The following is a 13,540-nucleotide window of genomic DNA, read 5'->3' on the forward strand; positions in this document are numbered from 1 at the left end:
GACAGGCAACCCGTTGGTTGCCTAACTTGACAAGCAACCACATGGTTGCCTGTTGCGGGGAGGGTCGATGGACGACGCGTTCCGGGCGCTGGCCGACCCCAGCAGGCGACAACTGCTGGACCGGCTCAACGAACGCAACGGCCAGACCCTGCGGGAGCTGTGCGACGGGCTGACCGGCACCCGACAGGCCGTCAGCAAGCACCTGTCGGTGCTGGAGGCGGCCAATCTCGTCACGACCGTGCGGCGCGGCCGGGAGAAGCTGCACTACCTCAACGCCGCCCCGATCAACGCCATCGCCGACCGGTGGCTCAGCCGCTACGACCGCGAGCGCGCAGCGACACTGGCCGACCTGACCACCGCATTGGAGCGACAACCCATGGAGAGCCCGACCTTCGTCTACACCACCTACATCACCACCACCGCGCAGCGACTGTGGTCCGCGCTCACCGAACCGGCGTTCACCCGTCGCTACTGGGGTGGAGTCGCGCTGGTTTCGGACTGGCAGGTCGGGTCGCCAGTGCTGTGGCAGGACGCACCGGACGGCGAGCCGCGCGACCTCGGCCAGCGGGTGCTCGTCGCCGAGCCGTACCGCCGACTCTCCTACAGCTGGCACGGCTTCCAGCCCGAGCACGCCGAGCACTTCGGCTGGTCCGCCGAGGAACTGGCCGCCCGGCTCGGTGAACGCCGGTCGACGGTGACCTTCGAGATCGAGCCGCACAGCGGGTCGACCGTCCGGCTGACCGTCATCCACGGGGGCTTCTCCCCCGACAGTGAGATGCACCTGGCGATCAGCGGCCAGCTCGACGGCAGCGGCGGCTGGCCGGAGTTGCTGGCCAGCCTCAAGACCCTGCTGGAGACCGGCGAGCCGCTGCCCGACCCGACTCCGGCCCGCTGACCCGACCGCGCACCAACGCGCGACACGGTCGAAGATCCGCACAACTTCAGGGATTTAGTGGCCTCCAGACCGCGCGTGGCACCTACATCCCGGTTCCTGTGCGGATCTTGGACCGTGGCCGGCGGCGGATCGCGCCCGGCCGGGCGGTGCATTTCCGCCGTCTGCGGCAATACCTCGCCATCGACACAGCGACGACAGCCCGACCGGATGGACATCGATCGGAGCACCGGTGCCGGTCGGGCCGTCCGGGCCTTTCCGCAGCTCTCCCCGCCTTCGGGAGGACACGTGACGGCAACGAGGATTTCTCATTTTCACCTGATCGAGGACCCAACCCACCTAGTGTTGGGCACACCGGTGCTAGTCACGGAGTTGGCCACCCGAACGACGTCCCACGCAGTCAGCGGACGAAAAGTGAGGGAAGACGCGAATGAAGGTCTCAACAGCACTCTGCTCGGCGGCGCTCGGCGTGGGCCTCGGCACGCTCCTGCTGCCAGGCGCCGCACTGGCCGACACCACTGTGTCACCGGCCACCACCCCGGTCGGTGGGACCGTCGTGCTCACCGCGACGACCTGCAACCCGAAGTCGGGTGACGCCATCTTCCGGGTCACCGGCCCCAACCGCGACCAGAACGTCCGATCCACCACGGCCGCCGCCGGCGGCGGACTGAGCGCCGAACTCTTCACCGCCGGGTTCACCCTGGGCACCTACACGGTGGCGGCGACCTGCGGCGACGGCAGCTCGGCCGGCACGGCCACGTTCGCCGTCACCCCGATCGGCGGCGCGCCGGCCGGCTCCGGCGGCGACAACCGTGACACCGGCGCTCTCGCCGCCGGCGGCACACTGCTCGGCACCGCCCTCGCCGGCGCGGTGATCCTGATCCGCCGGCGTCGTCCGGTGTCCACTGTCGCCTGATCGGCGACCGCTCCATCCCTGAGACGGGTGCCCGCGCCGGTGACACCGGTGCGGGCACCCCGACGATCCGGTACGGAGGTGCACACGTGTGGTGGCGGCGGACCCTACCGGCCGTGGTCGCCCTGCTCGGTGTGACCGGGCTCGGGCTGATCACCGTCGGCCTCACCGCCGACCCGGCGCGGCCACCACGACCGTCGGCCGACGCGCCGACCCGCACCCACCCCGCGCCGGACCTGGCGCCGCTGCCACCCGCCGCGCCGGTCCGGGTACGGATCCCCGCGATCGACGTACGCGCCGACATCGTCCCCGTCGGCGCGGACGCCGCCGGGGTCCTGGAGGTGCCGCCACTGGATCGGCCCACAGTCGCCGGCTGGTACCGGCACGGGGTCAGCCCCGGCGAGACCGGCAACGCCGTCCTGGTGGGACACGTCGACTCGCCGTCCGGCCCGGCGGTCTTCTTCGACCTCGGTCGGCTCCGCGCCGGGCAGCAGGTACAGGTCACCCGCGCCGACGCACGGGTCGCCACGTTCACAGTGGACGACGTCCGGGCGTACCCAAGGAGGACTTCCCCACCTCACTGGTCTACGGCCCGGCGGACGCGGCCGGGCTGCGTCTGATCACCTGCGGCGGCCGGTTCGACGCCGCGACCGGCAACTACGTGGACAACATCGTCGTCTTCGCCACCCGCACCGCCTGAACCGGCCCGCACCGCCCGAGCCGACCCGCACCGCCTGAGTCACCCGCACCCGCTGAGTCACCGCCCCACTGTCGCGAGCCGGACCCTGCTCGGCAGAATGCGGTGGCACCATCCCCTGATCGGGACGGTGCGCCGGCGACGGGGAGGCACGCGGTGGATCAGCGACCGGTACGGGACCGGACCGGTCGGGGCGTACGCGCCCTGGCCCGTCGACTGCTCGGACGGGTCGAGGGCAGCTCCCCCACCCCCCGTCGGTCCAACCCGGACGCCGTGGTCGACTGCGCCGTCTACGTCAACGGCCGCCGGGAGCCCGGTCAGCCGCACTACGCCGACGCGTACGCCCGGGCGCGGCGCGGCCGCGACGCCTTCGTCTGGCTGGGACTCCACGATCCGGGCCCGGCCGTGCTCGCCGCGGTCGGCCAGACCTTCGGTCTCGATGAGCTGACCGTGGAACAGGCGCTCGCCGACGGGCACCGACCCACAGTGCAAAGACAAGGGCCGGTCACGCTGCTGGTCCTGCGCACCGCCGGGTACGTGGAACACGCCGAGCTGACCGACACCTCCGAGGTGATCGACACCGGGGACGTCATGGTGCTGCTCGGTGACCGCTTCGCCATCACGGTGCGGCACGGCGCCGCCGGTGCACTGCGCAGCGTCCGCGCCGACATCGAGCGCCGCCCCGCGCTGCTGGCCGCCGGCCCGTGGGCGGTGGCGTACGCGGTCTGCGCCCGCATGGTCGACTCCTACCTGGAGGTGGCCGGACATGTCGAACGGGACCTGGAGCGGGTCGAGGAGGCGGTGTTCGCCCGCGACCGCACGACCGACATCCAGCACATCTACCAGCTCAAACGGGAGGTGGTGGAGTTCAAGCGGGCGGTCCTGCCGTTGCAGGCGCCGATGCGTACGCTGCTCGAACCCGACGGCCCGCCGCGTGCCCTGCACCGCTGGTTCGTCGACGTGGACGGCCGGCTGAGCCGGGCGGTGGACCGGGTGGCCGCATACGACGACCTGCTCACCTCGATCGTCCAGTCGCGGCTGGCGCAGCTCGCCGTGGAGCAGAACAACGACATGCGCAAGATCGCTGCCTGGGCGGCCATCGCGGCCACCCAGACCGGCATCGCCGGCATCTACGGCATGAACTTCGACCACATGCCCGAGCTGGCCTGGCGCTACGGCTACGCCGGGGCCGTCACCCTGATGGCGGCGGCGGCCCTGTTCCTGTACCGCCTGTTCCGCCGCTCCGGCTGGCTGTGACGCCCGCCGAAGGGCCGCTCAACGGTGCGCGGCGAGGAACGCGCGGATGCGGTCGCGGGGTTTGTCGGTCAGCTCAGGGCCGTGGGTGAAGGCCGCGAGGTCGTAATCCAACTCGCCGAGGACGTGCGCGGTCTCCCGGGTCATCTGAAAGTCGCTGCACAGCCACTTCATCGGCCAACGGACGCCGAGCACGTTGAACACGGCGTCACCGGTGATCAGCAGGCGGGTCGGCTCGTGCAGCAGCGACACATGCCCGGGCGAGTGCCCGGGGGTGTGCACCACCCGCAGGCCACCACCGACGTCGAGCAGGTCTCCGTCGGCCAGCGGCTGGGCCACCTCGACCGCCGGAAACCGGCCGCTGTTGAGCCGGGCGAAGAGCCGACCGCCGGTCACTGTCGGGTCGCTGACCGGCGCATGACCCGCCTCCGCGTACGGCACGTCGGCGGCGTGCGCCGCGACCGGGGCGCCGGTGCGGCGGGCCAACTCCGCCGCGCCGCCGGCGTGGTCGGGGTGCGCGTGGGTGAGCACGATCCGGGTGACGTCCGCCGGCGCCTTACCGATCGCCGCGAGCCCGCGGACGATCCGGGCCGGCGCCTTGGCCAGCCCGCAGTCGACGAGCGTGACGCTGCCGTCGTCGTCGACGAAGGCGTACGAGTTGACGGCGGAACGACCCACCGTGGGGATACGCCACACGTTCGGCGCCAGTGGCACCGCAGGGGATCGCGTCATGCCGCGAGTCTAGGAACGATCGTCAACTGTCGTTGTCGACCGACCGGCGGTCCCGCCCGAGTTGACGGGGGGCTAGCCTCGCGCGGGTGATGTGGCAGCGGTACGTGGCGATCGGCGACAGCACCACCGAGGGGCTCGACGACCCGGACGGTGTCGGTGGCTATCGGGGCTGGGCCGACCGGTTCGCCCTGGCGGTGGCCCGCGCCCAGGGCGGCCTGGAGTACGCGAACCTGGCCATCCGTGGCCGGACCACCGCGCTGATCCGGGCCGAGCAGCTCCAGCCCGCCCTCGATCTCGCCCCCGACCTGGCCACCGTGGTCGCCGGCATGAACGACGTGCTGCGCCCCTCCTTCGACGCGGACCAGGTCGCCCGGGATGTGGCGGCGATGCAGCAGGCACTTGTCGCGCAGGGGGCCACCGTACTGACGTTCACGATGCCGGATCCGGCACCGGTGATGCCGCTGGCCCGGCCGCTCCGGGGTCGCATGCTGGCGCTCAACGAGGCGCTGCGGGCCGCCACCGCACGGACCGGCGCCACCCTCCTCGACCTGGGCGCCCACCCGGTGTCCTCCGATCCCCGGCTGTGGAGCGACGACCGGCTGCACGCCAACAGCGCCGGGCACGAGCGGATCGCCCAAGCCCTGGCGTACACGGCGGGTCTGCCCGGGTTCGACGACTCCTGGAAGCTGCCGTTGCCGGCGGCACCGCGGCGGCGCCGGGGTGAGGTGTTCGGCGCCGAGCTGGCCTGGACCCGCCGGCACCTGCTGCCCTGGCTGGTCCGGCACCTGCGCGGCCGGTCGTCGGGCGACGACCGGGTGGCCAAGCGGCCGGTGCCGCTGCCGGTGCTGCTCGACTAGAACGGGTGCGGCAGGATTGGCGACGTGGGTAAGGGTGCGGGACGTCGGCGGGCCAACGCGACGGCGGGACGGGTGTGCCCGTGCGGCTCCGGCCGGGCGTACGCGGACTGCTGCGCCCCGGCGCACGAGGGCGACGCACCGGCGACGGCCGAGGCGTTGATGCGCTCCCGGTTCAGCGCCTTCGCCCTCGGCGACTCCGGTTACCTGCTGCGTAGCTGGCACTCCTCGACCCGGCCCACCTCCCTGGAGCTCGACCCGGGGCAGCGGTGGACCCGCCTGGAGATCGTGGAGACCGAGCGGGGCGGCCTGCTCGACACCGCCGGCACTGTGACGTTCCACGCCCACTACCGGGACGCGGGCCGGCCCGGCACGATGACCGAACTCAGCCGGTTCGTCCGCGAGGACGGCCGGTGGGTCTACGTCGACGGTGACCAGCCCTGACGGCTGGGTGGCGAGGGCCGGGTCCGACCCGAATGGCGAAGGATTGTCGTCGGCATCGACGCGGTCGGCGAGTCGAAGGCCCGGGTCGGCATCCTGCACGAGAAGCTGACCTGGCCGAGCAGGCCGCGGAGCTGAAGGCGTACTGGCGGGAACGGACCAGTGGTCGTTCCTCCACATGGCCGGCTGACCGCGGGCGTCCGGCGGCGGCATCCGCCGAACCCCGGTCAGTCCGGGCCAGGCGTCAGAGCCGCGGCGACGCCTGCGGGCACGGCCGTCCGGCGCCGGCGGCGGGTCAGCAGCACCAACGCCACCACGAGGTACGCCCCGGCGGTCAGCGCGAACGCCACCGCGTTGCCGGCCGCCGTGGCGAGCAGGCCGTAGCCGGCGTACGTCACGATGATCAGCACGTCGGTGGCCATCCCGGCCAGGGACGTGACGGTGGCGCGGCTGGTGCCGGTGATCCGGGCCTGGAGCCGCGCGTCGGCCAGCACGGTGGCCAGCTGCGCGGCCCCGAAGGCCACCGCGAGCAGCACGAACCCCGCCGGGTGCCGGAGCAGGGCGCCGCCGGCCAGCGCGACGCCGACCAGCCCCAGCAGCGCGGCGTAGCCTCGGCTGCCCAGCCGCTCCCCCACCGGGGCGAGCAGCCCGCCGACTGTCACCCCGGCCCAGAGCAGCAGGAGCAGCAGGGGTACGGCCCGCGCCCCGACGCCGGTGTCCAGGGCGAGCAGCGGGGTGTACTCGTCCAGGGCGCCCCAGTCGGCGGCGACCACGGCCACCAGCAGCACGGCGGCCCGCACCGGCGGACGGGTGCGGACCTGCGAGACTCCGGCCCGGAGCGTGTCCCACCACCCCAGGTCGCCATCGTCGTCCGGGCTCGCGGGCTCGTCCTGCCGGGGTGGTGCGGCGCCCACCGGCCGGGCGGCCATTGCCGGCTCGGCGACCGGAACGCGTACGGCGGCGGGCGCGCAATGTTCCGGGAACCGGGTGGCGACGGTCGTGGCGAGCAGGCAGGCGAGCACGCTGGCCGCGCCTACCAACGGGTACCCGCCGACGGCGAGCACCGGGCCGGCGAGCACTCCGGAGACCACCACGCCCAGCACACCCGCCGTCCGCGCCCGCCCGAGCACCCGGGCGTACCGGTCGACCGCGCCGAGCCGGTCCAGCTCGGTCCAGACCAACGCCTCCAGGGCACCGGAGACCAGTGCGCCGCCGGCGCCCCAGAGCAGGAAGCCGACTGCGAACGCCGGGTACGACGGCACCAGCACCCACAGCGCGAACCCGGCGGCGGCCACCAGCGGGGCGAGGCACAGCAGCAGCCGACGGGACAGCACGTCGGCCCAGGCGCCGGAGGGCACCTCGAACAGGATGCCGGCAGCGGACCAGATGACGAAGAGCGACGCGATCTGCCCCACCGACAGCCCGGTGTCGGCGAAGAACACCACGTACAGCGGGTAGAGCAGGACGAGATCGCTGAGGAACGCGTACGCGTAGAGGGTCGCCGTCAGTCGACGGACCGCTGGGTCGGGCACGCGCGAGGCGATGGGGATCATGGGGCCTTCCCGTGGGAGTGGAGACGGACACCGGACGTGCGGTGACCGTGGTGGCCCACGGGATCGGCCTACGCTGCTGGATCAATGTCGCCAGGTCATGCCCGCGATGCTAGACAACCCGCACGACTGCGGCCAGCGCTTTCGGCGTGCCGAGCAGCGCGAACCGTGCCGGGTGAGCGAACCGTGCCGGGTGAGCGAACCGTGCCGGGTGAGCGAACCGTGCCGGGTGAGCGAACCGTGCCGGAGGGCGGACAGCGAGAGGCGGGGCGGGATCAGATCGATCCCGCCCCGCCGTCGTACCGCTGGTGTCAGCGCCGGTCGATCGGCGGAATGACGGTGGTGGCCTCGCTGTCGTCGCTGGTGCGCTGCCCGGGCACCGCGCGGTCGATGCCGCCCGTGACCACCTGGGTCGCCTCGGGGTCGACACCGGCGCCCACCACCTGCGTGACCTCCGAATCGGCGGGGCGGGTCACGACCTGGGTGGCCTCCGGGTCGGCGGGGCGGGTCACCACCTGGGTGGCCTCCGGGTCGGCCGGCCGGGGCACCACCTGGGTGGCCTCCGCGCCGCTGCTGGTGGTCGAGGCGCGGGCCAGTTCCGCCTCGGCGTCGCGGCGACCGGCCCGGTACGCCTGGGCGTGCTCGGCGATGAGCTGTGACTCCCGCTCGGCCCGGGTCAGCCACGACTCCCAACGACTCTGCATCGGACGGATCAGACCGCCGCCGACACCGACGACGAGGATGCCGCCGATCGTGGCCAGCACGGCGATCAGCACCGGACTGGTGACCGCGGTGGCCACGCCGATCTGGTTCAGCGCGGCGATGACGCCGAGGCCGAGGATGAACACGGAGGCGATGGTGGCCAGCACCCGGCCGTACGACAGGCCGCCGAGCGCGCCGCTGATGATGTCCTTGACCGCGTTGGCGATGGCGGCGGCGACCACGACGATGACTATCGCGACGAAGGCCCGGGGCAGCCACGAGATCACCGCGCCGAGCAGGTCGGAGATCGGGTTCGGCCCCCAGATGCCGAAGGCGAGCTGAAGGGTGAACAGCAGCACCGCGTAGTAGACGAGTTTGGCGACGATGTCGCTGGCGTCGTACCGGGAGCGGCTCAACGCGCGACGGATGCCGCCGCGTTCGACGGCGCGGTCGAAGCCCACCCGTTCGAGGACCTTCTCCACGATCTTCAGTACGGCCTTGGCGATCAGCCATCCGGCCACCAGGATCGCCAGGAAGGCGACGGCCTTGGGCAGGAAGAGCATCACCGAGCGGAGAGCGTCGCCCACCGCGTCGCTGACGTTGTCACTCATCTGGTCATTCCTTAAGAGGGGCAGCCGGAACGGTCAGTCCCGGACCTACCCCCGACCCGACGCGCGGAAACACAATTGATCATTTGGCCGGCCGGCCCTCTGGCGCGCGGGCGAGTCTTGGCAATATTCTCCGGAGTGCGTGCGGCCACTGGAGCTACTTTTCATCCCCCCGCCGTCGGCCGCAGGAGGAGATGCAATGCACGTCGATCATTCCGAAGTAGATCGCCGGACGCTGCTACGGGCCGGCCTCGGCGCCGCCACGGTCGCCGTCGTCGGGAGCGAACTCGCCTTCCCGGGCGCGGCACAGGCCGCCCAGGGCACCGACCTGGACTGGATCATCAGCTGCGACGAGTGGGCCGCCCGCCCGCCGAAGGACCCGCTGGCGGTGAGCGCCATCGCCACCAACAAGATCATCGTGCACCACATGGCGTTCCCGAACGTCACCGACTACTCGCGCGAGCAGGCGGTCAAGCTGGCTCACGACTGCCAGGACCTGCACATCGACGGCAACGGCTGGTCGGACACCGGCCAGCACTTCACGGTGAGCCGCGGCGGCTACGTGCTGGAGGGCCGCCGGGGCAGCCTGGAACGACTCGAGGCCGGCGACCGACAGATGATCTCGGCGCACTGTCCGGGTGAGAACGGTCGGGCCATCGGCATCGAGAACGAGGGCACCTACGTCACCGAGACGCCGCCGAAGGCGTTGACCGACTCGCTGGTCAAGCTGTGCGTCACGATCTGCCGGCAGTACGGGCTGCACGCGCACGACATCTTCGGCCACTGGGACTTCCGCACCACCGAGTGCCCGGGCGCGGCGTTCTACCGGCAGTTCCCCGAGCTGCGGCGGCGGGTGCACACCGCCCTCGGCACCAGGCTCGGTGACGTGCCGGCGCGCCGCTGGCCGGACCTGTGGCGTTTCGTCAACTCCCCCTCGGTCCGGGTGGTGCAGCACCTGCTCGCCCACCGGGGCTACCCGGTGACCGTCAGCGGCACGTTCGACGCCGCGACCGTCACGGCAGTGCAGGACTGGCAGGCCCGCAACGGCATCGCGGTGGACGTGGACGCCACCCTCACCACGCCGACCTGGGAGACCCTCGCCCCGGAGCTGGACCAGCACGCCGCCGGTGCGCCGGTCGCGGCCGTGCAGGAAATCCTCGCCACCAAGGGGTACGCGGTCACCGTCACCGGGGCGTACGACCACGCCACCCGGCGGGCGGTGCAGGACCTCCAGGCGCTGCACGGGCTGCCCCGCAACGGCAAACTCAGCACGAGCACGTGGTGCACCGTCGTCGGCGGGTCGGTCCGCGAGTCGTTCCGGCACCGCTGAGCCCGTGGTGGCGGTGCGGGCCACGCCCGCACCGCCATCAGCCGGCTCACCGGTTTGATCCGTCGCCAGGGCGGAAAGAGTTCCGGCATGACCTGGGCCCGTCGAGCCGTACCCGCTGTCGCCGCCGCCGTCGCGGCGCTCGCCGCGCGGGACCTGATCCAGCGCGACCACGCGCTGCTGCGCAACTTCCCGGTCCTCGGCCGCGCCCGTTACCTGTTGGAGACGATCGGGCCCGAGCTTCGGCAGTACACCGCACGTTCGGTCGAGCCGTGCCGCCGTCGGCACCGACCGCCGCGCACGACGTGCGGTTGCCCTGCGCGAAGGTGCTCGGCGCGGCACGGGGACGCGCGAAGGCGTTCCGACCGGAGTCGGTCGTCAACATCTCCGGGATGAGCTTCGGCTCGCTCTCCGGCAACGCCATCACCGCGCTCAACAAGGGGGCGGCCCTCGCCGGCTGCCTGCAGAACACCGGCGAGGGTGGCCTGTCGCCGTACCACCGCAACGGCGGTGAGCTGGTCTTCCAACTCGGCACGGCGTACTTCGGCTGCCGCGACGAGCACGGCCGGTTCAGCCTCGACCGGCTGAAGGACCTGGTCGCCGGCGCGCCGGTGCGGGCACTGGAGATCAAGCTGAGTCAGGGTGCCAAGCCCAGCCTCGGTGGGCTGCTGCCCGGGGCGGCGACCTGGGCTTCTGGCAGGAGCTGGCCACCCTGATGCGCGACACCGGCCGAGGCGTGGACTTCGTGACGATCGACGGCGGTGAGGGCGGCACCGGCGCCGCACCACTGATCTTCACCGACTCCGTGTCGCTGCCGTTCCAGCAGGGCTTCTCCCGGGTCTACAAGATCTTCGCCGAGCACGACCTGCACGAGAAGGTGGTCTTCGTCGGTGGCGGCAAGCTCGGCCTCCCGGACAACGCCATCGTGGCGTTCGCCCTCGGCTGCGACCTGGTCAACGTCGGTCGGGAGGCGATGCTGTCGATCGGCTGCGTCCAGGCGCAGAAGTGCCACACCGACACCTGCCCGACCGGCGTCGCCACCCAGAACGCGTGGCTCGCCCGGGGCGTGGACCCGACGTCGAAGTCGGTCCGGGCGGCCAACTACCTGCGGACGCTGCGCCGGGACCTGACAAAGGTCGCCGAGGCCTGCGGCGTCGAGCACCCCGGCCTGATCGGCACCGACGCCGTGGAGATCCTGGACGGCCGCACCCGCTCCACCCCACTGCACGAGGTGTACGGCTACCGGCCGGAATGGGGGCTGCCCTCGCCCGCCGACCAGGCGGAAATCATCCGGCTGATGGCCCCGGAGGCACCCCGGGGCGGCAGCGCCCCACCCTCGGCCACCGCCGTCGGCTGAGAGCACGCCCGCCCAGCCAACGCGGACCGGCGTCCCAGGCCCGGGGGCAGCCTGCATGCCGCGGTTGGTCCACGGTCGCTCGGGTCGCAAGCCCTGACCCCGGATCGGCTTGATGACTGTGCGGCATCTTGATGACTCACAGACATCAAGCGTTTTCCCGCCATGTCCGCGAAGCGCCGCGATAACGCGTGGAGCAGGTGACACGCCGCGTCTATGGTGGCGCGGTGCTGATCAGACGCGAGACACCAGCGGACGTCGACGCCATTCGAGCGGTGCACTCCGCAGCCTTCGCCAGGGCCGACGGCGGTGACGGTGTACCGGTCGAGGCGACCCTCGTCGACGCGCTACGCGTCGACGAGGGCTGGCTGCCCGCGTACTCCCTGGTGGCGACCGATTCGGACGGCCGGGTGGTCGGTCACGTGGTGGCCACCCGCGGCCTGGTGGCCGGTGCGCCTGTGGCGTTGGGTCTGGGGCCGCTGGGCGTGCTGCCCGACTGGCAGCGGCGCGGGGTCGGCAGCGCGTTGATGCACGCGGTGCTCGGTGCCGCCGACGCGGGCGACGAGCCGCTGGTGGTGCTGCTCGGGCATCCTGACTACTACCCGCGCTTCGGGTTCCGGCCCGCCGTCGAGTTGGGCGTCACCCCGCCGCAGCCGTGGGGGCCGCAGTACTTCATGGCTCGACCGCTGCACGCGTGGCGGGAGTCGATCCGTGGCGAGTTCCGCTACGCCGGCCCGTTCGACGACCTGTGAACCGACACGCCATCCGTCGGCGGCGCGCCACCGACCTGGACGGCTGCGTCGCGGCGCTCGCCGAGGTTCACCGGGTCGACGGGTACCCGCTGAACTGGCCCGCCGACCCGCACCGCTGGCTGCGCGAGCCGCACCCGGCGCGAGCCTGGGTCGCGGTCGACGCCGACGCGGCAGTTGTCGGACACGTCGCGGTGCATCGGATCCCCGATCAGGTGGGCGGGCCGCCCGGCCGGCCGACGGCCGAGGTGGCTCGTCTCTTCGTGGTGCCGAGAGCCCGTGGGTTGGCGCTGGGCAGCACGCTGCTGAACCGGGCCCGCCAGTGGGCGGACAAACGCGCGACGGACCTGGTGCTGGAGTTGGCAGGCGCAGGCACTGCGGCCGCTGCGCTGTACGAGCGCGAGGGATGGCAGTGTGTCGGCACCAGCACGGCACCGTGGACCGCTCCCGACGGCAGCGCGGTGTCGCTGCGCCACTACACGCTGCGTCACCGCGCGCCAGGCTCCGACGGCGCACCGGCCAGCACCGCCAGGCGACGGGCGAGCTGGCCCGCGGCCTCGCGCAGCTCGGGAGGCTCCAGCACCTCCATCTCGTGATCCAGCCGGGCGAGGTGCGCGGCGAGCCAGTCCAGGTTGTCGCCGCCGACGACCAGCACGGACCACCCGTCGCGGTCGTCCTCGACCCTGCCCACCTGGGGCGGGACCACCGCGCGCACCTGGTCGGCCGGGGCGTGCACCCGCACCCGGGCGACGTACCGGTACGGGGCCCCGGTCACGGCCCGCTGCACGAAGGTGACCGGATCCGGGTGCTCGCGCGCCGGGAAACGCCACGTCGTCGCCACCGTCGCGCGCATCCGGTCCAGCCGGAACGTGCGCCAGTCGTCGCGGTCGACGTCCCAGGCCATCAGATACCAGCGGCGGCCGGTCGTGACCATCCGGATCGGCTCGACCGTCCGCTCGCGCTCCCCAGCGTCGCGGCCCGGGTAGTGGAATCGAACGCGCACCCCGTCCCGACAGGCCCGTGCGAGTGTCACCAGCAGCTCCGCGTCGATCTCGGCGACCGCGCCGATGAGGGTGTCGGTGGAGCCGTGCACCGCCCGCACCTCGGCGCGTAGCCGCGACGGCATCACCTGGTCGAGCTTCGCCAGTGCCCGCAGCGCCGCCTCGCTCGCCCCGGCGATCGTGCCTCCGGAGGCGAGCCGCAGGGAGACCGCGGTGGCGATCGCCTCCTCGTCGTCGAGGAGCAACGGCGGCAGCCGGGTGCCCGCACCGAGTTGATAGCCGCCGCCCACGCCCGACACCGCGTGCACGGGATAGCCGAGCGTACGCAGACGCTGCACGTCACGGCGCACGCAACGGCCGGTGACCCCCAGCTCGGCGGCGAGCTCGGCGGCCGTCCAGGACAGTCGTCGTTGCAGCAGCGCCAGCAGGCGCAGCACCCGCTCGGTCGTCGCTTCGACTGTCACTC

At 72.6% G+C, this 13,540-nt stretch carries 14 protein-coding genes and 1 pseudogene; 11 read left to right on the top strand and 4 right to left on the bottom strand.

All coding sequences use genetic code 11. The annotated features are described in order from the left end of the window. Positions 1 to 67 precede the first annotated feature (67 nt). From ACLQ3B_RS26685 to ACLQ3B_RS26700, 4 genes and pseudogenes are all read left to right on the top strand, one after another. Positions 68 to 895: an ArsR/SmtB family transcription factor gene (locus tag ACLQ3B_RS26685; protein ID WP_425783437.1), complete on the top strand. Its 828-nt coding sequence runs from the start codon at positions 68 to 70 to the stop codon at positions 893 to 895. A gap of 427 nt (positions 896 to 1,322) precedes the next feature. Further along, positions 1,323 to 1,808, top strand: a complete 486-nt coding sequence (locus tag ACLQ3B_RS26690) for a hypothetical protein (protein ID WP_124775133.1) — start codon at positions 1,323 to 1,325, stop codon at positions 1,806 to 1,808. A gap of 86 nt (positions 1,809 to 1,894) precedes the next feature. Then, a pseudogene (locus ACLQ3B_RS26695) lies at positions 1,895 to 2,505 on the top strand (class F sortase). A 153-nt stretch (positions 2,506 to 2,658) separates the two neighbouring features. Further along, positions 2,659 to 3,759 carry a magnesium and cobalt transport protein CorA gene (locus tag ACLQ3B_RS26700; protein WP_425783438.1) on the top strand — a complete coding sequence of 367 codons (1,101 nt, stop codon included), beginning with the start codon at positions 2,659 to 2,661 and terminating at the stop codon, positions 3,757 to 3,759. Positions 3,760 to 3,777: 18 nt separating this feature from the next. Here ACLQ3B_RS26700 and ACLQ3B_RS26705 read toward each other — a convergent pair whose 3' ends face one another. Beyond that, positions 3,778 to 4,488 carry an MBL fold metallo-hydrolase gene (locus ACLQ3B_RS26705; protein ID WP_425783439.1) on the bottom strand — a complete coding sequence of 237 codons (711 nt, stop codon included), beginning with the start codon at positions 4,486 to 4,488 and terminating at the stop codon, positions 3,778 to 3,780. Between the two features lie 89 nt (positions 4,489 to 4,577). Between ACLQ3B_RS26705 and ACLQ3B_RS26710 the strand changes: the two genes are divergently transcribed. Together ACLQ3B_RS26710 and ACLQ3B_RS26715 are read left to right on the top strand one after the other, a co-directional pair. Continuing rightward, positions 4,578 to 5,345, top strand: coding sequence for an SGNH/GDSL hydrolase family protein (locus ACLQ3B_RS26710; RefSeq protein ID WP_425783505.1), 768 nt, complete (start codon positions 4,578 to 4,580; stop codon positions 5,343 to 5,345). Positions 5,346 to 5,369: 24 nt separating this feature from the next. Further along, on the top strand, positions 5,370 to 5,786 hold the full coding sequence (locus ACLQ3B_RS26715; RefSeq protein ID WP_425783440.1) for a YchJ family metal-binding protein: 417 nt from the start codon (positions 5,370 to 5,372) through the stop codon (positions 5,784 to 5,786). Between the two features lie 224 nt (positions 5,787 to 6,010). On the opposite strand, the gene ACLQ3B_RS26720 is transcribed toward ACLQ3B_RS26715, so the two are convergent. After that, entirely contained in the window at positions 6,011 to 7,336 is a 1,326-nt protein-coding gene (locus ACLQ3B_RS26720) for an MFS transporter (RefSeq protein WP_425783441.1), read from the bottom strand. A gap of 308 nt (positions 7,337 to 7,644) precedes the next feature. Beyond that, entirely contained in the window at positions 7,645 to 8,646 is a 1,002-nt protein-coding gene (locus ACLQ3B_RS26725) for a mechanosensitive ion channel family protein (protein WP_425783442.1), read from the bottom strand. Positions 8,647 to 8,842: 196 nt separating this feature from the next. Here ACLQ3B_RS26725 and ACLQ3B_RS26730 point away from each other — a divergent pair, with 196 nt between their 5' ends. The 5 genes from ACLQ3B_RS26730 (at position 8,843) to ACLQ3B_RS26750 (ending at position 12,669) form a co-directional block, all read left to right on the top strand. Then, positions 8,843 to 9,973: a peptidoglycan recognition protein family protein gene (locus ACLQ3B_RS26730; RefSeq protein WP_425783443.1), complete on the top strand. Its 1,131-nt coding sequence runs from the start codon at positions 8,843 to 8,845 to the stop codon at positions 9,971 to 9,973. Positions 9,974 to 10,242: 269 nt separating this feature from the next. Continuing rightward, positions 10,243 to 10,686 carry a glutamate synthase-related protein gene (locus ACLQ3B_RS26735; RefSeq protein WP_425783444.1) on the top strand — a complete coding sequence of 148 codons (444 nt, stop codon included), beginning with the start codon at positions 10,243 to 10,245 and terminating at the stop codon, positions 10,684 to 10,686. After that, positions 10,686 to 11,327: a glutamate synthase-related protein gene (locus ACLQ3B_RS26740; RefSeq protein WP_425783445.1), complete on the top strand. Its 642-nt coding sequence runs from the start codon at positions 10,686 to 10,688 to the stop codon at positions 11,325 to 11,327. The genes ACLQ3B_RS26735 and ACLQ3B_RS26740 overlap by 1 nt, the downstream gene beginning before the upstream one ends. Positions 11,328 to 11,551: 224 nt before the next feature. Further along, complete coding sequence (locus ACLQ3B_RS26745; protein ID WP_425783446.1) at positions 11,552 to 12,076, top strand: GNAT family N-acetyltransferase; 525 nt, start codon at positions 11,552 to 11,554, stop codon at positions 12,074 to 12,076. Continuing rightward, a complete protein-coding gene (locus ACLQ3B_RS26750; RefSeq protein ID WP_425783447.1) occupies positions 12,073 to 12,669 on the top strand; it encodes a GNAT family N-acetyltransferase in 597 nt (198 codons plus the stop codon). The genes ACLQ3B_RS26745 and ACLQ3B_RS26750 overlap by 4 nt, the downstream gene beginning before the upstream one ends. On the opposite strand, the gene ACLQ3B_RS26755 is transcribed toward ACLQ3B_RS26750, so the two are convergent. Next, positions 12,561 to 13,538 carry a helix-turn-helix transcriptional regulator gene (locus ACLQ3B_RS26755; protein WP_425783448.1) on the bottom strand — a complete coding sequence of 326 codons (978 nt, stop codon included), beginning with the start codon at positions 13,536 to 13,538 and terminating at the stop codon, positions 12,561 to 12,563. The genes ACLQ3B_RS26750 and ACLQ3B_RS26755 overlap by 109 nt on opposite strands. Positions 13,539 to 13,540 lie beyond the last annotated feature (2 nt).

Origin of the sequence: Micromonospora sp. DT53, assembly GCF_049841535.1 — a bacterium.
Lineage (GTDB): Bacteria > Actinomycetota > Actinomycetes > Mycobacteriales > Micromonosporaceae > Micromonospora.